Origin of the sequence: Staphylococcus sp. NWU MKU2 (assembly GCF_033283605.1) — a bacterium.
GTDB lineage: Bacteria > Bacillota > Bacilli > Staphylococcales > Staphylococcaceae > Staphylococcus > Staphylococcus haemolyticus.
Genome location: NZ_JAVSMH010000001.1, coordinates 368,101 through 391,652, shown reverse-complemented (window position 1 = coordinate 391,652; position 23,552 = coordinate 368,101). Strand labels below are relative to the sequence as shown.

At 33.5% G+C, this 23,552-nt stretch carries 22 protein-coding genes and 1 tRNA gene; 18 read left to right on the top strand and 5 right to left on the bottom strand.

All coding sequences use genetic code 11. The annotated features are described in order from the left end of the window. Nucleotides 1-51 precede the first annotated feature (51 nt). From SBL15_RS02135 to whiA, 13 genes are all read left to right on the top strand, one after another. A complete protein-coding gene (locus SBL15_RS02135) occupies nt 52-867 on the top strand; it encodes an oxidoreductase (RefSeq protein WP_107611471.1) in 816 nt (271 codons plus the stop codon). Between the two features lie 207 nt (nt 868-1,074). Beyond that, nucleotides 1,075-1,716 (top strand): YfbR-like 5'-deoxynucleotidase, encoded by a 642-nt coding sequence (locus SBL15_RS02130; RefSeq protein ID WP_107611470.1) that lies wholly within the window; start codon nt 1,075-1,077, stop codon nt 1,714-1,716. A gap of 5 nt (nt 1,717-1,721) precedes the next feature. Continuing rightward, nucleotides 1,722-1,949, top strand: a complete 228-nt coding sequence (locus SBL15_RS02125; protein WP_037536344.1) for a CsbA family protein — start codon at nt 1,722-1,724, stop codon at nt 1,947-1,949. A 451-nt stretch (nt 1,950-2,400) separates the two neighbouring features. After that, nucleotides 2,401-4,386 carry an excinuclease ABC subunit UvrB gene (gene uvrB, locus SBL15_RS02120; protein WP_016930981.1) on the top strand — a complete coding sequence of 662 codons (1,986 nt, stop codon included), beginning with the start codon at nt 2,401-2,403 and terminating at the stop codon, nt 4,384-4,386. Nucleotides 4,387-4,393: 7 nt separating this feature from the next. Continuing rightward, entirely contained in the window at nt 4,394-7,228 is a 2,835-nt protein-coding gene (gene uvrA, locus SBL15_RS02115) for an excinuclease ABC subunit UvrA (RefSeq protein ID WP_107611469.1), read from the top strand. Nucleotides 7,229-7,564: 336 nt separating this feature from the next. After that, entirely contained in the window at nt 7,565-8,500 is a 936-nt protein-coding gene (gene hprK, locus SBL15_RS02110) for an HPr(Ser) kinase/phosphatase (RefSeq protein WP_011276393.1), read from the top strand. A gap of 3 nt (nt 8,501-8,503) precedes the next feature. Beyond that, nucleotides 8,504-9,352: a prolipoprotein diacylglyceryl transferase gene (gene lgt, locus SBL15_RS02105; RefSeq protein ID WP_107613416.1), complete on the top strand. Its 849-nt coding sequence runs from the start codon at nt 8,504-8,506 to the stop codon at nt 9,350-9,352. Continuing rightward, nucleotides 9,349-9,828: an acyltransferase gene (locus tag SBL15_RS02100; RefSeq protein ID WP_053019094.1), complete on the top strand. Its 480-nt coding sequence runs from the start codon at nt 9,349-9,351 to the stop codon at nt 9,826-9,828. The genes lgt and SBL15_RS02100 overlap by 4 nt, the downstream gene beginning before the upstream one ends. 16 nt (nt 9,829-9,844) lie before the next feature. Continuing rightward, the gene (locus SBL15_RS02095) at nt 9,845-11,284 is read left to right on the top strand and encodes a tetratricopeptide repeat protein (RefSeq protein ID WP_107611466.1); all 1,440 of its coding nucleotides are present in this window, start codon (nt 9,845-9,847) and stop codon (nt 11,282-11,284) included. 63 nt (nt 11,285-11,347) lie between these two features. Beyond that, a complete protein-coding gene (gene trxB, locus SBL15_RS02090; RefSeq protein WP_037536326.1) occupies nt 11,348-12,289 on the top strand; it encodes a thioredoxin-disulfide reductase in 942 nt (313 codons plus the stop codon). A gap of 198 nt (nt 12,290-12,487) precedes the next feature. Further along, on the top strand, nt 12,488-13,402 hold the full coding sequence (gene rapZ / locus SBL15_RS02085) for an RNase adapter RapZ (protein WP_011276388.1): 915 nt from the start codon (nt 12,488-12,490) through the stop codon (nt 13,400-13,402). After that, nucleotides 13,399-14,385 carry a uridine diphosphate-N-acetylglucosamine-binding protein YvcK gene (locus SBL15_RS02080; protein ID WP_037536325.1) on the top strand — a complete coding sequence of 329 codons (987 nt, stop codon included), beginning with the start codon at nt 13,399-13,401 and terminating at the stop codon, nt 14,383-14,385. Before rapZ ends, SBL15_RS02080 begins: the two co-directional genes overlap by 4 nt. Nucleotides 14,386-14,516: 131 nt before the next feature. Continuing rightward, nucleotides 14,517-15,461 carry a DNA-binding protein WhiA gene (whiA, locus tag SBL15_RS02075; RefSeq protein ID WP_037536323.1) on the top strand — a complete coding sequence of 315 codons (945 nt, stop codon included), beginning with the start codon at nt 14,517-14,519 and terminating at the stop codon, nt 15,459-15,461. A 359-nt stretch (nt 15,462-15,820) separates the two neighbouring features. On the opposite strand, the gene SBL15_RS02070 is transcribed toward whiA, so the two are convergent. Further along, nucleotides 15,821-15,892 (bottom strand) — tRNA-Arg (locus SBL15_RS02070). A 193-nt stretch (nt 15,893-16,085) separates the two neighbouring features. On the opposite strand from SBL15_RS02070, the gene clpP reads away from it, so the two are divergent. Next, entirely contained in the window at nt 16,086-16,673 is a 588-nt protein-coding gene (gene clpP / locus SBL15_RS02065) for an ATP-dependent Clp endopeptidase proteolytic subunit ClpP (RefSeq protein ID WP_011276385.1), read from the top strand. Between the two features lie 205 nt (nt 16,674-16,878). Here clpP and SBL15_RS02060 read toward each other — a convergent pair whose 3' ends face one another. From SBL15_RS02060 to SBL15_RS02050, 3 genes are all read right to left on the bottom strand, one after another. Next, nucleotides 16,879-17,064 (bottom strand): hypothetical protein, encoded by a 186-nt coding sequence (locus SBL15_RS02060; protein ID WP_317955030.1) that lies wholly within the window; start codon nt 17,062-17,064, stop codon nt 16,879-16,881. Nucleotides 17,065-17,086: 22 nt separating this feature from the next. After that, on the bottom strand, nt 17,087-17,986 hold the full coding sequence (locus SBL15_RS02055; protein WP_317955028.1) for a TIGR01777 family oxidoreductase: 900 nt from the start codon (nt 17,984-17,986) through the stop codon (nt 17,087-17,089). Nucleotides 17,987-18,291: 305 nt separating this feature from the next. Then, nucleotides 18,292-18,471 (bottom strand): hypothetical protein, encoded by a 180-nt coding sequence (locus SBL15_RS02050; protein ID WP_107611463.1) that lies wholly within the window; start codon nt 18,469-18,471, stop codon nt 18,292-18,294. Nucleotides 18,472-18,678: 207 nt separating this feature from the next. Here SBL15_RS02050 and SBL15_RS02045 point away from each other — a divergent pair, with 207 nt between their 5' ends. Then, a complete protein-coding gene (locus SBL15_RS02045; protein WP_107614126.1) occupies nt 18,679-19,428 on the top strand; it encodes a DUF4887 domain-containing protein in 750 nt (249 codons plus the stop codon). A 66-nt stretch (nt 19,429-19,494) separates the two neighbouring features. On the opposite strand, the gene SBL15_RS02040 is transcribed toward SBL15_RS02045, so the two are convergent. Further along, complete coding sequence (locus SBL15_RS02040; protein ID WP_033079633.1) at nt 19,495-19,713, bottom strand: hypothetical protein; 219 nt, start codon at nt 19,711-19,713, stop codon at nt 19,495-19,497. 337 nt (nt 19,714-20,050) lie between these two features. Between SBL15_RS02040 and SBL15_RS02035 the strand changes: the two genes are divergently transcribed. The 3 genes from SBL15_RS02035 to SBL15_RS02025 all read left to right on the top strand — a co-directional run bounded on the left by SBL15_RS02035 (nt 20,051) and on the right by SBL15_RS02025 (nt 23,477). Beyond that, the gene (locus SBL15_RS02035; RefSeq protein WP_317955026.1) at nt 20,051-21,064 is read left to right on the top strand and encodes a sugar-binding transcriptional regulator; all 1,014 of its coding nucleotides are present in this window, start codon (nt 20,051-20,053) and stop codon (nt 21,062-21,064) included. Between the two features lie 51 nt (nt 21,065-21,115). Continuing rightward, nucleotides 21,116-22,123, top strand: coding sequence for a type I glyceraldehyde-3-phosphate dehydrogenase (gap, locus tag SBL15_RS02030; RefSeq protein ID WP_317955025.1), 1,008 nt, complete (start codon nt 21,116-21,118; stop codon nt 22,121-22,123). Nucleotides 22,124-22,286: 163 nt separating this feature from the next. Then, a complete protein-coding gene (locus SBL15_RS02025) occupies nt 22,287-23,477 on the top strand; it encodes a phosphoglycerate kinase (RefSeq protein WP_107613412.1) in 1,191 nt (396 codons plus the stop codon). Nucleotides 23,478-23,552: the final 75 nt, after the last annotated feature.

Here is a 23,552-nt window from a genome sequence, read left to right as displayed (position 1 = left end):
CTTTTTACGCATAATTATGTTTTAAAATAGAATATAAAGGTGGACTCATTTATGGGAAAAGTCATTTTAATTACAGGAGCAACGAGTGGTATTGGTTATAAAACAGCAGAATATTTAGCAGCACAGGGAAATATTGTTTATGGCGCTGGTCGTAGGATAGAAAGCCTTGAAAAAGTAAACCAAGTTAACCCTTTAAAATTAGATTTAACAAATGAAGCATCAATTAAAACGGCAATCGATACAATTATCGCAAACGAAGGAAGAATTGATGTGCTCGTTAATAATGCCGGTTATGGTTCATATGGTGCAATCGAAGATGTCACAATTGAAGAAGCGAAACAGCAATTTGAAGTAAATATATTTGGTTTAGCACGTATTACACAGCTAGTTTTACCACATATGAGAACGCAAAAATCAGGACATATCATTAATATTTCATCAATGGGTGGACGACTTACAACTTATTTTGGCGCTTGGTATCATGCTACGAAATATGCATTAGAAGCCTTTAGCGATGCTTTACGAATGGAAGTAGAGGAATTCGGGATAGAAGTATCTATTATTGAACCAGGTGGGATTAAAACAGATTGGGGGATTATCGCTGCTGATAAATTAGCTGATTCTGCAAAAGGCGGTGCCTATGAAGCTACTGCGATGAAAGTGGCTCAAAGTATGAAAAAGCAATATCATTCTAATATGCTTTCAAATCCAATGGTAGTCACAAAAGCGATTTCAAAAGCAATAGATAGTAATAAACCTAAACCACGTTATCTATTAGGATTTGCAGCTAAACCCCTTGTGTTTTTACATGCTATATTGCCAACCAAAGTATTTGATAAGATGATGAAAGCTTCAAATTCAATTTAACGAATCGTAATATAATCATTCGACAAATTGTATACATAAGACTCCTCGATAGTTCATTTAAGCGTGAAACTATGTTGAGGGTCTTATTTTTTATACTTCTTCAACATTTTACAATATATAAAGAATTGACACTTCTCATAGAAATGTTGATTGATATAATAAATGTAAGTATAATCTTTATTTAATAGAGTATGGAGGTAAGGTAAAATGGGTGTTCATCAATACTTTAAGAGACTTTCTGATTTAGAGAAATTAATTCGCTTACCAGGTAAATTTAAATATTTTGAACATAATGTTGCTGCTCACTCTTTTAAAGTTACTAAGATTGCACAATATTTAGCGACTGTAGAAGAACATCATGGTAATACTATTGATTGGAAAAGTTTATATGAAAAAGCACTGAATCATGATTTTGCAGAAGTGTTTACTGGTGACATTAAAACACCAGTGAAGTACGCTAAAACGGAATTGAAAATGTTGTTTTCTCAAGTTGAACAAGATATGGTGGACACGTTTATTAATGAAGAAATACCTGAACCTTATAAAGATATTTATCGAGAACGACTACAAGAGGGGAAAGATGATTCGTTAGAGGGTCAAATTTTATCTGTAGCCGACAAAATTGATTTATTGTATGAAACGTTCGGCGAAATACAGAAACGTAATCCCGAGGACCTGTTCTTTGAAATTTATGAACACAGCTTGGAAACAATCATGCAATTTGATCACTTAAGTTCTGTTCAAGATTTCATAGAAAATGTCATACCTGAAATGCTAACTGAAAACTTCATTCCTCGAGCAGAATTGCGAGAAACTACAATGGCGATTTTAAATCGAAGAAATGGGTGAGATAAATGATTTGGTACGCTTTAGCTGCATTTTTTCCATGTGTATTAGTCGTGTTGTTTAGTGTGATAACTCGAAGTAAATGGGTTGGTGTTATTGCGACATTAATTTTGATAGCTGCTTCAATTTACAAAGGATTCTTTCACAATGAATGGATAATCTTTATCGATGTAGTGTCCTTATTAGCTGGATATGTCATCATAGATAACCTTGAGTTTCATAAGCATCAAGACTAAACATTATTAAACAGAACTTTTGAATGTTGCTGTAAGTTGGTTTATAGTGTAAATGCACAATTTGTCCAAATGGAAGTAAATATTTAAAGTATATTTAAGAGCGGGCGTCATTAAATTATATATGAATAAATCACACGCATTAGTGGAATATAAAATAAGAATAAATGTTTTTGAAAATACAAACGTAAGCGAACAAACGTTTGTATTTTTATTTATATGTTTGATAAAATAGCCTTAAGTGAGAGTAGTTTACAAATAATAGGAAATTTTTAAGTGAATGAATTTATGAATTTCACTTAATAAGGTGGTTTAAGCTATTTCAGTAGAATTTTTATTAATAATAAAGATACAATTTAAAACAAATCATTGTTAAATTTTCATACATCATTTATTTACATCAAAGTTTAAATAAATAGTTAAGAATGCTTAATTCAAGGAGGCGCTTATCAGAATGGTGGAACATTACCCGTTTAAATTGAATTCTGAGTTTGATCCACAAGGGGACCAACCGCAAGCAATAGAGAAAATAGTTAAAGGTGTTAAAGAAGGAAAGCGTCACCAAACGCTTTTAGGTGCCACTGGTACAGGTAAGACATTTACAATGAGTAATGTTATTAAAGAAGTGGGAAAACCAACGCTCATCATTGCACACAATAAAACATTAGCGGGACAACTTTATAGTGAGTTTAAGGAATTCTTTCCAGAAAATAGAGTAGAATACTTTGTTAGTTATTATGATTACTATCAACCAGAAGCCTATGTACCTTCTACAGACACGTTTATTGAGAAAGATGCCTCAATTAATGACGAAATTGACCAACTACGACATTCTGCCACAAGTGCATTATTTGAACGTGATGATGTCATTATCATAGCCAGTGTCAGCTGTATCTATGGTTTAGGTAATCCGGAAGAATATAAAGATTTAGTAGTAAGTGTTCGAGTTGGTATGGAAATGGATCGAAGTGAACTGCTTCGTAAACTCGTAGACGTACAATATTCTAGAAATGATATTGATTTCCAACGTGGTACATTTAGAGTACGTGGCGACGTGGTGGAAATTTTCCCAGCTTCACGTGAAGAAATGTGTATTCGCGTTGAATTTTTTGGCGATGAAATTGATCGGATTCGAGAAGTTAATTATTTAACGGGAGAAGTCATTCGCGAACGTGAACATTTCGCGATTTTCCCGGCGTCTCACTTCGTAACACGTGAAGAAAAAATGAAAGTTGCCATAGAACGTATTGAGAAGGAATTAGAAGAACGATTAAAAGAATTAAAAGATGAGAATAAGTTATTAGAAGCTCAACGTCTAGAGCAACGTACAAATTATGATTTAGAAATGATGAGGGAAATGGGATTCTGTTCGGGTATCGAGAACTATTCTGTACATCTAACGTTAAGACCTTTAGGTTCAACACCTTATACGTTACTAGATTATTTCGGTGATGACTGGTTAGTAATGATCGATGAGTCTCACGTTACATTGCCACAAATAAGAGGAATGTTTAACGGTGACCGTGCGCGTAAGCAAGTTTTAGTAGATCATGGTTTCCGATTACCTAGTGCGATGGATAACCGACCATTAAAATTTGAGGAGTTTGAACAAAAAACGAATCAATTGGTATATGTATCAGCTACACCAGGACCTTATGAGATTGAACATACCGATGAAATGATTGAACAAATTATTCGTCCTACTGGTCTTTTAGATCCTAAAATTGATGTTCGACCAACTAAAAATCAAATTGATGATTTACTTAGTGAAATTCAAGAACGTATTGATAGAGATGAACGTGTCTTAGTCACAACGTTAACTAAAAAAATGAGTGAAGACTTAACGACATACATGAAAGAAGCGGGTATTAAAGTAAATTACTTACACTCAGAGATTAAAACGTTAGAACGTATTGAAATTATTCGTGACTTAAGAATGGGAACGTATGATGTTGTTGTCGGTATCAATCTATTGAGAGAGGGAATTGATATACCGGAAGTTTCATTAGTTGTTATTTTAGATGCAGACAAAGAAGGTTTCTTACGCTCAAACCGCTCATTAATCCAAACGATAGGTCGTGCTGCACGAAATGAAAAAGGTGAAGTGATTATGTATGCTGATAAAATCACCGATTCAATGCAATATGCGCTTGATGAAACGCAAAGACGTCGTGATATACAAATGGCACATAATGAAAAATATGGAATCACACCTAAAACAATTAATAAGAAAATTCATGATGTTATTAGTGCCACGGTTGATAATGATGAAACAAATGAAAAACAACAAACCGAATTACCTAAGAAAATGACTAAAAAAGAAAGACAAAAAACAATTGAAAATATAGAAAAAGAAATGAAAAAAGCAGCTAAAGATTTAGACTTTGAAAAAGCAACAGAATTAAGAGATATGTTATTTGAATTAAAAGCAGAAGGGTGACAGTTAAATGAAGGGACCAAGTATTATAGTAAAGGGTGCACGTGCACATAACTTAAAAGACGTAGACATTGAACTTCCAAAAAATAAATTAATTGTTATGACAGGGTTATCTGGGTCAGGTAAATCGTCTTTAGCATTCGATACGATTTATGCTGAAGGGCAAAGACGTTATGTAGAATCATTAAGTGCATATGCGCGTCAATTTTTGGGGCAAATGGATAAACCAGATGTCGATACGATAGAGGGATTATCACCAGCTATTTCAATTGACCAAAAGACGACAAGTAAAAATCCCCGCTCAACAGTAGCAACGGTAACGGAGATTTATGATTATATTCGTTTGTTATACGCACGAATAGGCAAGCCATATTGTCCTAATCATAATATTGAAATTGAATCTCAAACTGTGCAACAAATGGTTGATCGCATTTTAGAACTTGAAGAACGCACTAAAATTCAAATTTTAGCGCCAGTTGTTTCTCATAGAAAAGGTAGTCATGAGAAACTTATCGCAGATATTGGTAAAAAAGGCTATGTACGTCTTAGAGTTGACGGCGATATTGTCGATGTCAATGAGGTTCCTGAATTAGATAAAAATAAAAACCATACTATCGAGGTAGTCGTAGACCGTTTGGTAGTTAAAGATGGTATTGAAACACGTTTAGCAGATTCAATTGAGACAGGTTTAGAATTAGCTGATGGCAATATTACTGTCGATGTAATTGATGGAGAGGACCTTAAATTTTCTGAGAATCACGCTTGTCCAATTTGCGGGTTCTCTATTGGTGAATTAGAACCTAGAATGTTTAGTTTCAATAGCCCATTTGGTGCTTGTCCAACTTGTGATGGTTTAGGCCAAAGATTAACAGTCGATCTTGATTTGGTAGTTCCAGACCCTAATAAGACTCTAAATGAAGGTGCGATTGAACCATGGGAACCTACGAGCTCAGATTTTTACCCAACTTTATTAAAACGCGTATGCGAAGTATATAAAATTAATATGGATAAGCCATATAAAAAGTTGACTGATAGACAGAAAAACATATTAATGAATGGTTCAGGTGATAAAGAAATTGATTTCTCTTTCCACAGTCGTAACGGTGGGACACGTCATAGAAGAATGAAATTCGAGGGTGTTGTTGCCAACATTGACCGTCGTTATCATGAATCACCATCGGAATATACACGTGAAGTAATGAGTAAATACATGACTGAACTGCCTTGCGAAACTTGTCACGGTAAACGTTTAAGTAAAGAAGCGCTATCTGTTTACGTTGGTGGATATAATATTGGAGAAGTTGTCGAATATTCTATCAAGAATGCATTAAATTACTATGAAAATATTGAGCTTTCAGAACAAGATAGAGCTATTGCAAATCAAATTTTAAAAGAAATCATTTCAAGATTGTCATTTCTAAATAATGTTGGATTAGAATATTTAACACTTAATCGTGCGTCAGGCACTCTTTCGGGTGGTGAAGCACAACGTATTCGATTAGCGACACAAATCGGTTCACGCTTAACAGGGGTACTTTATGTGCTTGACGAACCCTCTATTGGTTTACACCAACGTGATAATGATCGTCTGATAAGTACATTGAAAGAAATGCGAGATTTGGGCAATACACTTATTGTTGTTGAACATGATGATGACACTATGCGAGCAGCTGATTATCTCGTAGATGTCGGTCCTGGTGCAGGTAATCATGGTGGTGAAATCGTCTCTAGTGGCACTCCAAGTAAAGTCATGAAAGATAAGAAATCTTTAACAGGACAATATTTAAGTGGTAAGAAACGTATCGACGTTCCTGAACATCGTCGAGAAGTAACTGATCGCAAAATTAGTATCAAAGGTGCACGAAGTAATAACTTAAAAGGTGTAGATGTAGATATTCCATTGTCTGTAATGACAGTTGTAACAGGTGTGTCTGGTTCAGGTAAAAGTTCACTAGTTAATGAAGTATTATATAAATCATTAGCTCAAAAAATAAATAAATCTAAAGTTAAACCGGGTGCCTTTGATAGCATTGAAGGTATTGATCAACTAGATAAAATTATTGATATTGACCAATCTCCTATCGGTAGAACACCACGTTCTAATCCAGCCACTTATACTGGCGTATTTGATGATATACGTGATGTATTTGCTCAAACAAATGAAGCGAAAATTCGTGGTTATCAAAAAGGACGCTTTAGCTTTAATGTTAAAGGTGGACGTTGTGAAGCTTGTAAAGGTGATGGCATTATTAAAATTGAAATGCACTTTTTACCTGATGTGTATGTTCCATGCGAAGTTTGTGATGGAAAACGCTATAACCGTGAAACATTAGAAGTTACTTATAAAGGTAAGAATATTGCTGAAGTGCTTGAAATGACAGTGGAAGAAGCAACGTATTTCTTTGAAAATATTCCTAAAATACATCGTAAATTACAAACACTTGTAGATGTTGGTTTAGGTTACATCACGCTTGGACAACAAGCCACAACACTATCAGGTGGAGAAGCACAACGTGTTAAATTAGCTTCTGAATTGCATAAACGTTCAACTGGTCGTTCCATCTATATTCTTGATGAACCTACAACCGGTTTGCACGTCGATGATATTAGTCGTTTGCTAAAAGTGCTTAATCGTCTAGTCGAAAACGGTGACACAGTTGTGATTATTGAACATAATTTAGATGTCATTAAAACAGCAGATCATATTATTGATCTAGGACCTGAAGGTGGCGATGGTGGTGGTACACTAGTTGCTACTGGTACACCAGAAGAGATTGCAAATGTAGAATCATCATACACAGGTAAATATTTAAAAACGGTACTTGAACGAGATAAAGTAGAATAAATTAAATTATAGATTATGGAAATTAATAGTAATTTAAGGGATCATAGTCATCTCGCATTAATTGACTTAACTGAGAAGACGCTCATATCGAGCTTTTCTCAGTTTTTTTAATAACAAAACATCAAACCCAACAAAGGGAATTGTAATAAGAAATTCAATAAGTGAGGTTAAGTAATCCAATACAAACTATATGTTGCTCCCTTAATGATTTAAAAGCAATCTAAGGTGTATATGAAACAAATATATTAGGATTTCTTCTTTTTTATATTAATCTTGTCTTTATTTTTGATATGATAATAGGTGAATGAATTCAAGTGAAAATTTTGAGGTGAACTCATGTTAACGACAGAGAAATTAGTCAAATTACTTAAATTAGAATTGTTTACAGGTGAAAAAGGATTACATAAACCTATTAAAAATACGGATATTTCTAGACCAGGTCTAGAAATGGCTGGATATTTTTCACACTATGCTGCAGACCGAATTCAATTACTAGGTACTACAGAATTATCGTTTTATAATTTGTTACCAGACGAGGAACGTCATGGACGTATGAGAAAATTATGTCGTCCTGAAACACCTGCAATTATTGTGACAAGAGGATTAGAACCTCCGCAAGAGCTGATTGATGCCGCTCAAGAAATGGATACACCACTCATCGTATCAAAGGATGCAACTACAAGTTTAATGAGTCGATTAACGACATTCCTTGAACATGAATTAGCTAAGACAACATCATTACATGGTGTGTTAGTCGATGTTTATGGTGTGGGTGTGTTAATCACTGGAGATTCTGGTATAGGTAAGAGTGAGACTGCACTTGAATTAGTGAAACGAGGTCATCGACTTGTAGCTGATGATAACGTAGAAATTCGTGAAATAACTAAAGATGAATTAATAGGGACACCACCTAAATTAATTGAGCACTTACTAGAAATTAGGGGTCTCGGTATCATCAATGTCATGACATTATTTGGAGCGGGGTCAATCCTCACACAAAAACAAATTCGTCTTAACATTAACCTTGAAAATTGGGATAAAGATAAACTGTATGACCGAGTTGGATTGAATGAAGAAACATTACAAATTCTTGATACAGAAATCACTAAAAAAACAATTCCTGTAAGACCAGGACGAAATGTTGCAGTCATTATAGAAGTCGCAGCAATGAATTATCGTTTAAATATAATGGGGATTAATACAGCTGAAGAATTTAATCAACGTTTAAATGAAGAAATCTTAAAAAAAGGTCATCAAAGCAAGGAGAACTAGAACATGCTTTTTAATCTGAATTATATTGATCCTACTGCATTTAGCATAGGTCCACTCTCAATAAAATGGTACGGTATCATTATTGCGGTAGGAATCCTTATTGGTTATTTCATAGCTCAAGAAAGCTTGAAATATGTTGGTTTACATAAAGATACGCTTGTTGACGTCATCTTTTACAGTGCCATCTTTGGGTTTATCACTGCACGTATTTACTTCGTGATTTTTCAATGGCCATATTACGCCCAAAACCCTATTGAAATTCCAATGATATGGCATGGCGGTATTGCAATACATGGTGGTCTTTTAGGTGGATTTATCACTGGTATTATTGTATGTAAAATTAAAAATTTAAATCCATTTCAAATTGGTGACATTGTGGCACCAAGCATTATTTTAGCTCAAGGTATTGGACGTTGGGGTAACTTTATGAATCATGAAGCTCATGGGGGTCCAGTCTCAAGAACCTTTTTAGAAAATTTACATATTCCAGAGTTTATTATTCGTAATATGTATATTGAAGGGATATACTACCATCCAACATTCTTATATGAATCTATATGGGATATATTGGGATTCATCATTTTAATTACAATTAGAAAGCATCTTCGCGTAGGTGAAACATTCACACTTTATTTAATATGGTATTCAATTGGACGTTTCTTTGTAGAGGGGTTAAGAACGGATAGTTTGATGCTAACAAGTCATATTAGAGTAGCGCAATTGGTATCAATTATTTTAATCATAATTGGTTTGGTTATTTTAATTTATCGTCGCATTAAATACCAGCCACCATTGTACAAAGAAGCAGGTCCGTTAACTTGGAATAGCTCTAAGGCGAAAGTGAAATCATGAGACGGTTAACTAAAGAAGACCATCATAAGATTAATCCACTATGGCGGATTTATAGTTTAGTACGTTTTCCCAAAGTATTTACCAATACATTGCTTATTGAATTATGTCGTTTTATACCAAATTTAAAATGGAAACGTTGGATATATATTAATCTATTGAACATGACCATTGGACAACATACTGCTATTGCCTATAAAGTAATGCCTGACATCTTTTATCCGCAACTCATTACAATTGGCAATAATTCTGTAATTGGTTATAATACAACAATATTAACGCACGAAGTATTAGTGGATGAATATCGCTATGGCCCAGTGTACATTGGTGACCATACATTAATTGGTGCAAATTCGACCATTCTACCAGGTGTACATATTGGTAATCATGTAGTCGTTAAAGCTGGAACAGTTGTATCAAAAGATATACCAGATTATGCCATTGCATATGGCAATCCTATGCAAATACATCATAAATAAAGAGAGGTGACAAAGAATGGCGCAAAACAATGATAAAATTATCTCGATGAAATTTGATGAACCATTTTATCGTAAAATGGCTGATCAAAAATATAGAATGCAAGATTTTAATAAGGCAGTAGAATACTATAAAAAAGTGCTTGATTTGTCACCACAAGATTTTGATATTAAATTAAAGTATGCTTATTGCTTAAATAAACTTAATTTAGGTAGACGAGCTGAGCATTTATTTTATGACAGCATTATTGAAGGTAATCATGTTGCCGACAGTTTCTATCAACTTAGTCAATTAAACATTGACCTTAATGAGCCAAACAAGGCCTTCTTGTTTGGTATTAATTATGTGATTTTAACTGATGATACTGACTTTCGAGAAGAATTAGAGAAAACATTCGAAGTGTCTTATATGAGTGAAGATAAAATTCAGCTCGAAGCACAACTTTTCTCAACGCAATTACTATTCCAATATTTATTTTCTCAAGGAAGATTACAAGATGCACGTAAATATATTTTGAATCAAGAGGAGAAAATTCAAGAACATAGAGTCATTCGCAACTTATTAGCAATGTGCTATTTGTATTTAAGTGAATATGAAATTGCTAAAGATATGTTTGAAGCGTTATTGGCAGAAGATAATTCAGATGTACATGCACTATGTCACTATACATTGCTACTTTACAATACGAATGAAAAAGATAAGTATCACAAATATCTTAAAATATTAAGTAAAGTAGTACCAATGAATGATGATGAAAGTTTTAAATTAGGCATAGTACTAAGCTATTTAAAACAGTACGATGCATCTCAACAAATATTATTACCACTTTATAAAAAAGGTAAGTTTGCCTCAATTCAAATGTTTAATGCATTGAGCTTTAATTATTATTACCTCGGAAATAAAGAACAGAGTAAAGTATTTTGGGAGAAGTTACTGCAAATTTCTAAAGTTGATGTGGGCTACGCACCTTGGGTACTTGAAGAGAGTAAACAAACATTTGATCAAAAAATATTACCACTGTTATTAGATGATGATAGCCATTATAGACTTTATGGTGTGTTTTTATTAAATCAATTAAATGGTAAAGAAATATTAATGACTCAAGAGATTTGGTCTATTTTAGAAACAATGAATGACTATGAAAAACTTTACCTTACTTATTTAGTACAGGGACTGCATTTAAATAAATTAGATTTCATTCACAAAGGTTTAGTGAGTTTATATGAAATGGACGACATACAGAAAGATACGGAATTATTTATAAGTTGGATTGATAAAGGTGAAGGGTTAATTGCGAACGATGTTGATTTTAGTGAAGTTGACAGATATGTAGCTGCACATGCTTATCTATATCATCGTTATTATCATAGCCATATGACTAAAAAGAAAATTATGGAATTGTTTAATATATCAAGTTATAAGTTAGATAACGCAATTGATCAATTGTTGAGCATATAAATTTAAAGATTTCAAATATTAATATATAATGCGCATGATATTAAAAACGTAGGAGGCATAAAAATGACTGAAGTAAATTATGATGTTGCAATTATCGGTGCTGGACCAGCCGGTATGACTGCAGCAGTTTATGCATCACGTGCAAATTTAAGCACAGTAATGATTGAACGAGGCATGCCTGGTGGACAAATGGCAAATACAGAGGAAGTAGAGAACTTCCCAGGATTCGAAATGATTACTGGTCCAGATTTATCAACTAAAATGTTCGAACACGCTAAAAAATTCGGTGCTGAATATCAATATGGAGATATTAAATCAATTGAAGATAAAGGTGACTATAAAGAAATTAATTTAGGCAATAAAGAGATAACAGCTCGTGCGGTAATTATTTCAACTGGTGCTGAATATAAAAAAATTGGTGTCCCTGGTGAACAAGAACTAGGTGGACGCGGTGTAAGTTATTGTGCAGTATGTGATGGTGCATTTTTCAAAAATAAAAACTTATTTGTAATAGGTGGCGGGGATTCTGCTGTTGAAGAAGGTGCATTCCTAACTAAATTCGCAGATAAAGTTACAATTGTACACAGAAGAGATGAATTAAGAGCACAAAAAATCTTGCAAGATCGTGCGTTTAAAAATGACAAAATCGATTTTATATGGAGTCATACTTTAAAATCTATTAATGAAAAAGATGGAAAAGTAGGTTCTGTAACACTTGTTTCTACCAAAGATGCCTCTGAACAAACTTTAGATGCAGATGGGGTGTTCATCTACATTGGTATGAAACCATTAACAGCACCATTTGTGAATCTAGGAATTACGAATGATATGGGCTATATTGTAACTGAAGATAATATGAGTACGAAAGTGCCAGGTATATTTGCGGCTGGTGATGTTAGAGATAAAGGTTTACGTCAAATTGTAACAGCTACGGGTGATGGTAGTATAGCAGCACAAAGTGCTATTGATTACATTGAAGAATTAAAAGATAAGCAAGAAGCATAAATAAGATTAGGCTAGAGCATGCAATCACATCATATAGTGATTAAAGCATGAATTCTAGCCTTTTTTATTTAATTCAATATTAGATTCAGATATCGCAATAATAGTTACGATAAGTAGCTCATATGATATTATGAAAGTAAATTAACGATATTCTAAAACGTATGTATATATTAAAAAGATTAACTAGGCGGTGTCAAAATGACGAACCATAAAGAAAATGAAATGAGTAAAAGTGAACTATTAGTAGTAACAGGTCTATCCGGTGCGGGTAAATCAGTGGTCATACAATGTTTAGAAGATATTGGTTACTTCTGTGTTGATAATCTACCACCTATTTTACTCCCTAAATTTGTAGAATTAATGGAACAAGGTAATCCTTCTTTGCAAAAAGTAGCTATTGCTATAGATTTAAGAGGTAAAGAATTATTTAAATCATTAGTAGAAGAAATTGATGCAATCAAAAGTAGAAACGATGTAATTGTAGATGTCATGTTTTTAGAAGCGGAAACAGAAAAACTAATTTCTAGATACAAAGAATCTAGACGAGCTCACCCTTTAAATGAAAATGGACAAATGTCTTTGATGGATTCAATCTTAGAAGAAAAGCAATTGCTTAGCAATATTCGTACAATCGCTAATTATATTGTAGATACAACTCAATTGACGACGAAAGAACTTAAAGCTAGAGTGAAAGAAAAATTTGAAGATGAGAATTTTAAATCCTTTAGTATCAATGTATCAAGTTTCGGCTTTAAACATGGTATACAAAAAGACGCAGATTTAGTATTTGATGTCCGTTTCCTCCCAAATCCTTATTATGTTGAAGACTTAAGACCGATGACAGGAGAAGATGAACCAGTTTACCATTATGTTATGAAATGGAAAGAAACTGAAATATTTTTCGAAAAATTAATGGATTTACTGAAATTTATGATACCAGGTTATAAAAAAGAGGGTAAATCACAATTAGTAATTGCAATAGGTTGTACAGGAGGTCAACATCGCTCTGTTGCGTTAGCTAAACGCATTGGTGAAGAATTAACAGAAATATTTGATTATAATGTCTATGTTCATCACAGAGATGCACATATCGAAAGTGGCGTGAGAAAATGAAACAATTAAAGATTGTACTCATAGGCGGTGGAACAGGCCTATCAGTATTGGCGAGGGGGCTGAGAGAGTACCCCATTGATATAACGGCCATCGTTACTGTAGCTGATGATGGTGGTAGTACTGGTAAAATACGTAGTGAGATGGATATACCTGCTCCAGGTGATATTAGAAATGTTATAGCGGCACTAAGCGATGCTGAACCAGTCATAGAAGAATTATTTCAATATCGATTTAAAGAAAATCAAATCGAAGGACACTCACTAGGTAATTTATTACTAGCAGCCTTAACAAACATAAAGAATGACTTCGGTCATGCAGTTAAAGAATTAAGTAAGATTTTAAATATTAAAGGTAAAGTGATTCCTTCAACGAATACTAATGTTATGCTAAACGCAGTGTTAGAAGACGGAGAAATTGTACGAGGAGAATCTCAAATACCAAAGAAAAACAAACGTATTGATCGTGTTTTTTTAGAACCTGAAAATGTTGAACCTATGGAAGAAGCAATTGACGCATTAGAAGATGCAGATTTAATCGTGCTCGGACCTGGCTCACTATACACAAGTGTTATTTCGAATTTATGTGTTAAAGGTATGTCAGAAGCTATTTTACGTTCTAAAGCACCTAAATTATACATATCTAATGTTATGACTCAACCGGGAGAAACATCAGATTACGACGTTATGGACCATATTCAAGCAATACATAAACATGCTGGAAGTGATTTTATTGATTATGTCATCTGTAGTAATGATAAATACGATGATAAAGTGTTAGAACGTTATAGAGAGCGTAATGCTAAACCGGTTGTTATGGATGAACATAAAATTACAGATCATAATATTAGAATGATCACGTCATCTAATTTAGTCGAAATATTAGATGATCATTTAGTACGTCACAATACTAAAGTTTTAGCAAGATTGATCTATGATTTAGCACTTGAAATGACAAGTACGATTCAATTTAGACCTAAAAAATAACACTTCTAATCATCTGTATAACTATGGTATGATATAGGGCGTATGTTTATTAATGTATTCGCGTAATATAGTGCAACTATATAGGATGTTAGTTACTTGTATATATAAAATTGATTAGAGGGGGAAATGTGATGAGTTTTGCATCAGATATGAAGAATGAATTAACACGCATTGATGTTGATGAAAGCAATGCCAAAGCAGAGCTTAGCGCATTAATTCGTATGAACGGTGCACTTAGCCTATCTAATCAACAATTCGTAATTAATGTTCAAACAGAGAATGCTACGACCGCTAGAAGAATTTATTCATTAATTAAACGCATATTTAATGTAGAAGTGGAAATTCTAGTTCGTAAAAAAATGAAATTAAAGAAAAATAATATTTATATTTGTCGTACAAAAGTGCGAGCTAAAGAAATTCTAGATGAACTTGGTATATTAAAGAATGGTATTTTTGTTCACGATATTGATGCTAGCATGATTAAAGATGATGAAATGCGTAGAAGTTATTTAAGAGGCGCATTTTTAGCTGGAGGATCTGTAAATAATCCAGAGACATCATCCTACCATTTAGAAATATTTTCTCAATATGAGAATCATTCTGAAGGTTTAACTAAATTAATGAATAGTTATGGATTAAATGCTAAACATTTAGAACGAAAAAAGGGTAGTATTGCTTATTTAAAAGAAGCTGAAAAAATTTCTGATTTTCTAAGTTTAATAGGTGGATACCAAGCATTATTGAAGTTTGAAGATGTGCGAATTGTTAGAGATATGAGAAATTCAGTGAATCGTTTAGTAAATTGTGAAACTGCAAACCTTAATAAGACTGTAAGTGCCGCTATGAAACAAGTAGAAAGTATCCAGTTAATTGATCAGGAAATCGGATTAGATAATTTGCCTGATCGCTTAAGAGAGATTGCTAAACTTCGAGTTGAGCATCAAGAAATCTCTTTAAAAGAACTGGGAGAAATGATATCGACGGGTCCGATATCTAAATCTGGAGTCAACCATCGTTTAAGAAAGTTAAATGAACTTGCAGACAAAATTCGAAGTGGTGAAAAAATAGAATTATAAGTATAAACTCGTCATGGATTGGCGAGTTCTTTTTTTAGAACTAGGGACTTGGATCCCTGAAAAGTCCCTGAAATTTAATTTTCTTTGTTTTTTTATTAAAAGACAAATAAAAAAGAACGAGCCTGGAACATAAATAATATGATGATGCTATTTTGCAAATTCGCAGTAGATGACTGAACTGAGAAGGCGCTTAAATCAAGCTTTTCTCAGTTCTAGTCATCCTTGTGGGGCCCCAACAAAGAGAATTTCACTAAGAAATTCTACAAGCAAAGCAAGTTGGGAGTGGGACGACGAATTTAAAAAGAATTCTGTCGCACTCCCATTCTTGAAATTAAAATGTGCATAATTAAAGCTATTAGCCCCCTCGAGAGGAGTCGAACCTCTATCTTAAGAACCGGAATCTTACGTGCTATCCGTTACACTACGAGGAGATATTAAATGATAAAGACAAATTTCTGTACTAATTGTTATTTTAAAAGTACAATCTGAATGTATGTTTATAGTGTACAAAATCTATTAAAATATGGTCAACTTTTCTTAGTGCTAGATGAGTTTAAATTTTGACCATTTTTGACTTTTGATGTAAAATACTAATTAACTGTTAATCACAAGGAGGAAATATAAATGAATTTAATTCCTACAGTAATTGAAACAACAAATCGCGGTGAACGCGCATACGATATTTATTCACGTTTATTGAAAGACCGTATTATTATGCTAGGTTCTGCAATTGATGATAATGTAGCAAATTCAATTGTATCACAATTATTATTCTTACAAGCTCAAGACTCTGAGAAAGACATCTATCTATATATTAATTCTCCAGGTGGTAGTGTTACGGCTGGATTTGCAATTTATGATACGATTCAACATATTAAACCAGATGTACAAACAATTTGTATCGGTATGGCTGCATCAATGGGTTCATTCTTATTAGCAGCTGGTGCAAAAGGTAAACGCTTTGCATTACCAAACGCTGAAGTTATGATTCACCAACCATTAGGTGGTGCACAAGGACAAGCGACTGAAATCGAAATTGCTGCTAACCACATTTTAAAAACACGTGAAAAATTAAACAAAATTTTAGCTGAACGTACAGGTCAAAGTATTGAAAAAATTCAAAAAGATACTGATCGTGATAACTTCTTAACTGCTGACGAAGCTAAAGAATATGGTTTAATTGATAATGTTATGCAACCAGAAGATAAATAATCAAATTTAACCATGGCATACAAATGGGAGTAGGACAGAAATAATATTTTCTCAAAATTTATTTCGTTGTCCTACCCCGGCAAGGATGACTAGGTTTGAAAAAAGCTTGATTCAAGCGCATTTTCAAATCAGTCAGCTACTGACAAAATGATAAAGTAGGCTGAGACATTTTATTTTGTCCCAGCCTCATTTTTTTATGACTATTTTAATTGTTTGAAGAACGTTTTAGGAACAGTCGAATAGATATAATAAGTAAAATAATGCCAATTAATATGAAGAATATGGACATTAAAATAATTACTAAATTATGTTCGAAAGCGAAAACACCATTGAGTATAAGAAATAGACTTGCGATGATAAGTAGAATATAAGTTGATTTCTCGTCATTCATTTTCAAAACTCCAATTAAATTATTATGCATCTATTAAATCTTCGAAAGCAATTTTTAGGTTAGGATAGTTAAACGTAAAACCGAGCGCATCCAGTTTATTTGGTAATACCTTTTGCGTATCTAAAACAACCGTAGACATTTCACCAAGTGCTAATCGCATTAGGAAGGATGGCACCCATGTTTCATGAGGGCGATGCATGACACGCGCAAGTGTGTACCCAAATAAATTATGGCGTTCAGCAATTGGTGCAGCCATATTGAATGGACCTTTTGCTTTAGGATTATCGATTGTGAATAGAATTGCGCGCACTAAGTCATTAATGTGAATCCATGAATACCATTGGAATCCAGATCCTAATTTACCACCTACGAAGAATTTATAAGGAAGCTTCATCGTCTGTAGGGCGCCTCCATCATCAGATAAAATCATGCTGAATCTGCCAAGTACTACTCGCGTACCAAATGACTCAAAGCGTTTAGCAAAACGTTCCCACTGATAAACCACATCAGATAGAAAATCAAACGGATGTGTTTGATATTTCTCTGTATACGTATGATATAAACTAGGTGGATAATAACCCATTGCACTAGCATTAAAGAGCACTTCAGGTTTATGTTCTCGTTCGCTAAATAAATCAACTAGTGCTTGAGTTGACTGAATACGACTAGTCATAATCAATTGTTTATATGATGGTGTCCAACGTTTATTTAAAGTTGCACCAGCCAAATTAATTACAACATCTATATCTGGAACTTGGGACATCCAACCGTCTTTTGACCAATTAACATAAGAAATCTTTGGATCATCACTTTGCTTATCACTACGAGTTAGTATTGTAATATGTACATCGCGATTCTTTAATTCATTTACTAATTGACTGCCTACCATTCCAGTTCCGCCAGTTATTAAGAATTGCTTCATATTTACACCTCTATTAATTTATAGTATTAAGATAGCCTTTCTATAATCAACATTGAACTTTTCTTGTTCAAAAAATGTACAATGATTAGTCAATAATATGTCATTTACTAAGCTGTAAACAGGATTTAAATTATCTAAAGTTAAGTTATAATTAATTTGTACCTTCGCTATAGTAGATTTCAATATCTTTGAGTAAATTGAGTATACCCCATAGACTACACAAAATAAACGAAGGTCAATTTTGACTCCCTTTAGTAGAAGCCCATGCGAGAATCGTGTGGGCTCTTTGTATATCTATTATAGTACTAATGAATAAAGATTAAGAATAATATGATTAGAGGAATGAAAATGACTGATAAAAATATAAAGTCAAACTGAGATGTATGACTGTCATCATAATCATCATTATTCAACATCATAGATTTTAGATTATGTTTAGGGACATTTTCATCTTCAAACATATCTTCAGAAACAAATTTTTTCATTATGACTCACACTTTCACATTTTAATAAAATTAAATTTGCATAATTGATGTTTGTAATTACTTATGATGTTATCATATATAAGTGATTATGTATCATTATAATTAATGTCTTAAACCTTTTTATTTCATTTCCGTGCGAATTACTGTAAAATTATATGCTACATTTAGGGGACTAGACAATTTTAATATATTAAAGTGAGGTAACTTATGTCTAAGAACAATAGAAATAGAGATGACTTTGGTGAACCGGAAAAGAAAAAAATGAGTGGCATTTCGAAACTTATTAGTACGATTATCGTTTTATTATTATTAAGCGGATTAGCATTTGCGATTTTTGCATTTGTAGATCATTCAAATCGTTCAAGTGAACGCTTAAACAATCAATCAACTGAAGAGCACAAAGATAAAAATGATAAAAAAGACAAAGAAGATAAAGACAAGAAGGATAAGTCAGATAAAGATAAAAAAACAAGTGAAGATAGTTCGAATGTGACTCAAGAGAATGTTACGCAGCAAACAGCTCAAACCCAACAACGTCAGACACAACAAGCAACACCTCCAACTCAGCAAAGAACTAAACATCAACCATCAACGGAGGAGAAACAAAGAACCAAAGAAGCACAGACTAAGGAAGAAAAAACACAAGAGAAAACAACTAAAGAAGAAGCTACAACAGAAGAAGCTCGCACTAAAGAACAAGCAACTCAAGAAAGTAACAGTAATAATAGTAGTGATAATAATTCTAGTGAATCAAATACGGATAAGTCTAATAGTAACCAGACAAGCAATCAAACTAGAACGCAACAATCACCACAGACACAACAATCACCACAGACCCAACAACGATCAACAACTCAGTCGTCTACGCAGCAATCAACCTCAAGACAAACTTCACAACGAAGTGCTACGTCTAGTCAAAGTCAGTCAAGCCAAGAATCATCAAATAGTAATGAATAATATAGTTAGTAGTTATCAAAGTGAGATTTTGAAACAGTCATGTTTCAAGTCTCACTTTTTACTTTTTTAAAACATCCAATTGAGTAAAAAGGTAAAAATAATTGAAAGCAAAATAGAAATGATTAGTGAAGAAAGGCAACCAAATGGACAACCACAACCATAATGATATCTTATCGAATAGTTGTTACGTTCATTATGATCATTACCATTAAAATAGTTATCATCTTTATATCTACGATCTTCAGGGTCAATGACTTCTACATTATTATCATTTTCTCGAGCCATTTCTTCATCCTCCTTAAATGAATTTCTTATATTGTAAATTAAAATAGTTTAAACAAGAAAGTGTTTTGCAAAAGAATAATTTCTAAACTTTAAGGGTAATACTATAAAATAAGGGTTTAATTAAACTTTGCGCCACTTTATAAAAAGGGAAATACTACTTAAATTAGGGAATTTTACAGATAATTTTAAATATTAGAGTTTTTCTCTTGCATTTTCAACAACACAATAGTACTATTGCAAGTGTAAAGAGGTTAGATTTTGTCCCACGCGGGACGCAATAAGTCAAACCAGGTTTATGCTATTGGTTACCTTTTATATATAAAGGAGGAAGGTAGTAGTGAAGGACTTGATTAAAATTCAACAGAAGCTGATACCTGATTTAATTGATAAAATGTATCGACGCTTTTCTATCTTAACTACTATCTCAAATAATCAACCAGTAGGTAGAAGAAGTTTAAGTGAGCACATGGATATTACCGAACGTGTTTTAAGATCTGAAACTGATATGTTGAAAAAGCAAGATTTAATTCAAGTCAAATCGACTGGAATGGAAATCACTGAAGAAGGCAAGTCAGTTTTGAATCAGCTTAACGAATATTTCAATATTTATACTGATGATAATCAATTAGCTGATCAAATTAAGTCAACTTTTGGTATTAAAGAAGTTCACGTTATACCTGGTGATGCAGATGCTCAAGAGAATGTTAAATCCGAAATGGGAAGACAAGCTGGCCAATTATTGGAAAGCATCTTATATGAAGACGCTATTGTTTCAGTAACAGGTGGTTCAACAATGGCAAATGTAAGCCGAGCCATGCATCTTCTACCATTTAATGTATTTTTCGTACCAGCTCGTGGTGGTCTTGGTGAGAATGTTATTTATCAAGCTAACACGATTTCAGCGAGCATGGCGCAACAAACAGGTGGTTATTATACAACACTTTATGTACCAGATAATGTAAGTGAATCAACGTATAATACACTTCTGATGGAACCCTCTGTGGTTCATACATTAGATAAAATTAAACAAGCAAATATAACAATTCACGGTATTGGTGATGCGCTGAAGATGGCGTATCGTAGACAATCGTCAGATCAGGTGATTGAAAGCCTTCAACATCATCAAGCCGTCGCAGAAGCTTTCGGTTACTATTTTGACGCTCAAGGAAATGTAGTCTATAAAGTAAAGACAATAGGACTACAACTTGAAGATTTAGAAACCAAAGATTTTATATTCGCTGTTGCAGGTGGACAATCTAAAGGTGAAGCAATTAAAGCTTACTTAAGTATTGCACCTAAAAATACAGTTTTAATTACTGATGAAGCAGCAGCAAAGGTAATATTAAATTAGTAATAAAAAGTTTAAAGCTTTTTAAATATCATTTTAAAGGAGGCCATTATAATGGCAGTAAAAGTAGCAATTAATGGTTTTGGTAGAATTGGTCGTTTAGCATTTAGAAGAATTCAAGACGTAGAAGGTATTGAAGTAGTTGCAGTAAACGACTTAACAGACGACGAAATGTTAGCTCATTTATTAAAATATGACACTATGCAAGGTCGTTTCACAGGAGAAGTTGAAGTTGTTGATGGTGGTTTCCGCGTAAATGGTAAAGAAGTTAAATCATACGAAGAACCAGATGCAAGCAAATTACCTTGGGGCGATTTAGATATCGACGTAGTATTAGAATGTACTGGTTTCTATACAGATAAAGAAAAAGCAGAAGCACACATCAATGCAGGTGCAAAAAAAGTATTAATTTCTGCACCAGCTAAAGGTGATGTAAAAACAATCGTATTCAACACTAACCACAATGACTTAGATGGTTCAGAAACAGTTGTTTCAGGTGCATCATGTACTACTAACTCATTAGCACCAGTTGCTAAAGTATTAAGTGATGAATTTGGTTTAGTTGAAGGTTTAATGACAACTATTCACGCATACACTGGTGACCAACTGACTCAAGACGGTCCACATAAAAAAGGTGACAAACGTCGTGCACGTGCAGCAGCTCAAAACATCGTACCTAACTCAACAGGTGCTGCAAAAGCAATCGGTAAAGTTATTCCTGAAATCGATGGTAAATTAGACGGTGGTGCTCAACGTGTACCAGTTGCTACAGGTTCATTAACTGAAGTAACAGTTGTATTAGAAAAAGACGTTACTGTTGAAGACGTTAACAAAGCAATGAAAAACGCTTCAAACGAATCATTCGGTTACACTGAAGACGAAATCGTTTCTTCTGACGTAGTTGGCATGACTTACGGTTCATTATTCGATGCTACTCAAACTCGTGTAATGTCTGTTGGTGACCGTCAATTAGTTAAAGTTGCAGCTTGGTATGACAACGAAATGTCTTACACTGCTCAATTAGTTCGTACTTTAGAATATTTAGCAGAATTATCTAAATAATTTAGAAGCATAGTTAAATAAACTTGTGCTCAGTATGGATGTACTATTCACAGTACACTTGTACAAATTATTGAAATAAGTTAGCTTATGAGTAAGCGGGGAGCCCTAACGCTTCTCCGCTTATTTTTATATTAGTAATTCCTATTTAGAGGAGGAAATTATAATGGCAAAGAAAATTGTTTCTGATTTAGATTTAAAAGGGAAAGTTGTTTTAGAACGTGCTGATTTCAATGTACCTTTAAAAGACGGTAAGATCACAAATGATAACCGTATTGTTCAGGCTTTACCAACAATTAAATATATCATCGAACAAGGTGGTAAATTAGTACTATTTTCTCACTTAGGAAAAGTTAAACAAGAAAGTGATAAAGAAGGTCTTACATTAAAACCTGTTGCTGATGCTTTATCTGAAAAATTAGGTAAAGAAGTTACTTTCGTACCTGAAACACGTGGTGAAAAATTAGAATCAGCTATCAAAAACTTAAGTGAAGGCGATGTATTATTAGTCGAAAATACACGTTACGAAGATTTAGATGGTAAAAAAGAATCTAAAAATGATCCTGAATTAGGTAAATATTGGGCATCACTAGGTGATGTATTTGTAAATGATGCTTTCGGTACAGCTCACCGTGAACATGCATCTAACGTTGGTATTTCAACTCATTTAGAAACAGCGGCTGGTTATTTAATGGAAAAAGAAATTAAATTTATCGGTGGTGTTGTTAACGACCCACATAAACCAGTAGTTGCAATTTTAGGTGGCGCAAAAGTATCTGACAAAATTGGTGTCATTAAAAACTTAGTAAATATCGCTGATAAAATTCTTATTGGTGGTGGAATGGCGTATACTTTCTTAAAAGCACAAGGCAAGGAAATTGGATTATCTTTACTAGAAGAAGACAAAATCGACTTTGCTAAAGAATTACTTGAAAGTAACGGAGATCAAATTGTGTTACCAGTAGATGCGAAAGTTGCGAAAGAATTCTCAAATGACGCTGAAATTACTGAAGTATCAATTGATAACATCCCTTCTGATCAAGAAGCAATGGACGTTGGCCCTAAAACTGTTGAATTATTCTCTAAAGAATTAGAAGGTGCACATACAGTAGTATGGAATGGACCTATGGGTGTATTTGAATTTAGTAACTTTGCTCAAGGTACAATCGGTGTATGTAAAGCCATTGCTAACTTAAAAGACGCTACTACAATTATCGGTGGTGGTGACTCAGCAGCAGCTGCAATTTCTTTAGGTTTTGAAGATGACTTCACACATATTTCTACTGGTGGCGGTGCATCATTAGAATACCTTGAAGGTATTGAATTACCAGGAATTAAAGCAATTAATGATAAATAATCACCTTATAAAAGGTGTACGTTTTTCTAAGCATTTTCAAGGGAAAATGTATAAAGAATAAGACTTTACGTCTTA

Excerpts from the sequence above, each read along its gene's own strand:
- lgt (WP_107613416.1), top strand. The coding sequence starts at position 8,504 with ATGCTTTTTAATCTGAATTATATTGATCCTACTGCATTTAGCATAGGT.
- clpP (WP_011276385.1), top strand. The coding sequence starts at position 16,086 with ATGAATTTAATTCCTACAGTAATTGAAACAACAAATCGCGGTGAACGC.
- hprK (WP_011276393.1), top strand. The coding sequence starts at position 7,565 with ATGTTAACGACAGAGAAATTAGTCAAATTACTTAAATTAGAATTGTTT.
- uvrA (WP_107611469.1), top strand. The coding sequence starts at position 4,394 with ATGAAGGGACCAAGTATTATAGTAAAGGGTGCACGTGCACATAACTTA.
- SBL15_RS02095 (WP_107611466.1), top strand. The coding sequence starts at position 9,845 with ATGGCGCAAAACAATGATAAAATTATCTCGATGAAATTTGATGAACCA.
- SBL15_RS02055 (WP_317955028.1), bottom strand. The coding sequence starts at position 17,986 with ATGAAGCAATTCTTAATAACTGGCGGAACTGGAATGGTAGGCAGTCAA.
- SBL15_RS02080 (WP_037536325.1), top strand. The coding sequence starts at position 13,399 with ATGAAACAATTAAAGATTGTACTCATAGGCGGTGGAACAGGCCTATCA.
- SBL15_RS02050 (WP_107611463.1), bottom strand. The coding sequence starts at position 18,471 with ATGAAAAAATTTGTTTCTGAAGATATGTTTGAAGATGAAAATGTCCCT.
- SBL15_RS02100 (WP_053019094.1), top strand. The coding sequence starts at position 9,349 with ATGAGACGGTTAACTAAAGAAGACCATCATAAGATTAATCCACTATGG.
- SBL15_RS02040 (WP_033079633.1), bottom strand. The coding sequence starts at position 19,713 with ATGGCTCGAGAAAATGATAATAATGTAGAAGTCATTGACCCTGAAGAT.
- SBL15_RS02045 (WP_107614126.1), top strand. The coding sequence starts at position 18,679 with ATGTCTAAGAACAATAGAAATAGAGATGACTTTGGTGAACCGGAAAAG.
- uvrB (WP_016930981.1), top strand. The coding sequence starts at position 2,401 with ATGGTGGAACATTACCCGTTTAAATTGAATTCTGAGTTTGATCCACAA.
- trxB (WP_037536326.1), top strand. The coding sequence starts at position 11,348 with ATGACTGAAGTAAATTATGATGTTGCAATTATCGGTGCTGGACCAGCC.
- gap (WP_317955025.1), top strand. The coding sequence starts at position 21,116 with ATGGCAGTAAAAGTAGCAATTAATGGTTTTGGTAGAATTGGTCGTTTA.
- rapZ (WP_011276388.1), top strand. The coding sequence starts at position 12,488 with ATGACGAACCATAAAGAAAATGAAATGAGTAAAAGTGAACTATTAGTA.
- whiA (WP_037536323.1), top strand. The coding sequence starts at position 14,517 with ATGAGTTTTGCATCAGATATGAAGAATGAATTAACACGCATTGATGTT.
- SBL15_RS02060 (WP_317955030.1), bottom strand. The coding sequence starts at position 17,064 with ATGAATGACGAGAAATCAACTTATATTCTACTTATCATCGCAAGTCTA.
- SBL15_RS02025 (WP_107613412.1), top strand. The coding sequence starts at position 22,287 with ATGGCAAAGAAAATTGTTTCTGATTTAGATTTAAAAGGGAAAGTTGTT.
- SBL15_RS02135 (WP_107611471.1), top strand. The coding sequence starts at position 52 with ATGGGAAAAGTCATTTTAATTACAGGAGCAACGAGTGGTATTGGTTAT.
- SBL15_RS02130 (WP_107611470.1), top strand. The coding sequence starts at position 1,075 with ATGGGTGTTCATCAATACTTTAAGAGACTTTCTGATTTAGAGAAATTA.
- SBL15_RS02125 (WP_037536344.1), top strand. The coding sequence starts at position 1,722 with ATGATTTGGTACGCTTTAGCTGCATTTTTTCCATGTGTATTAGTCGTG.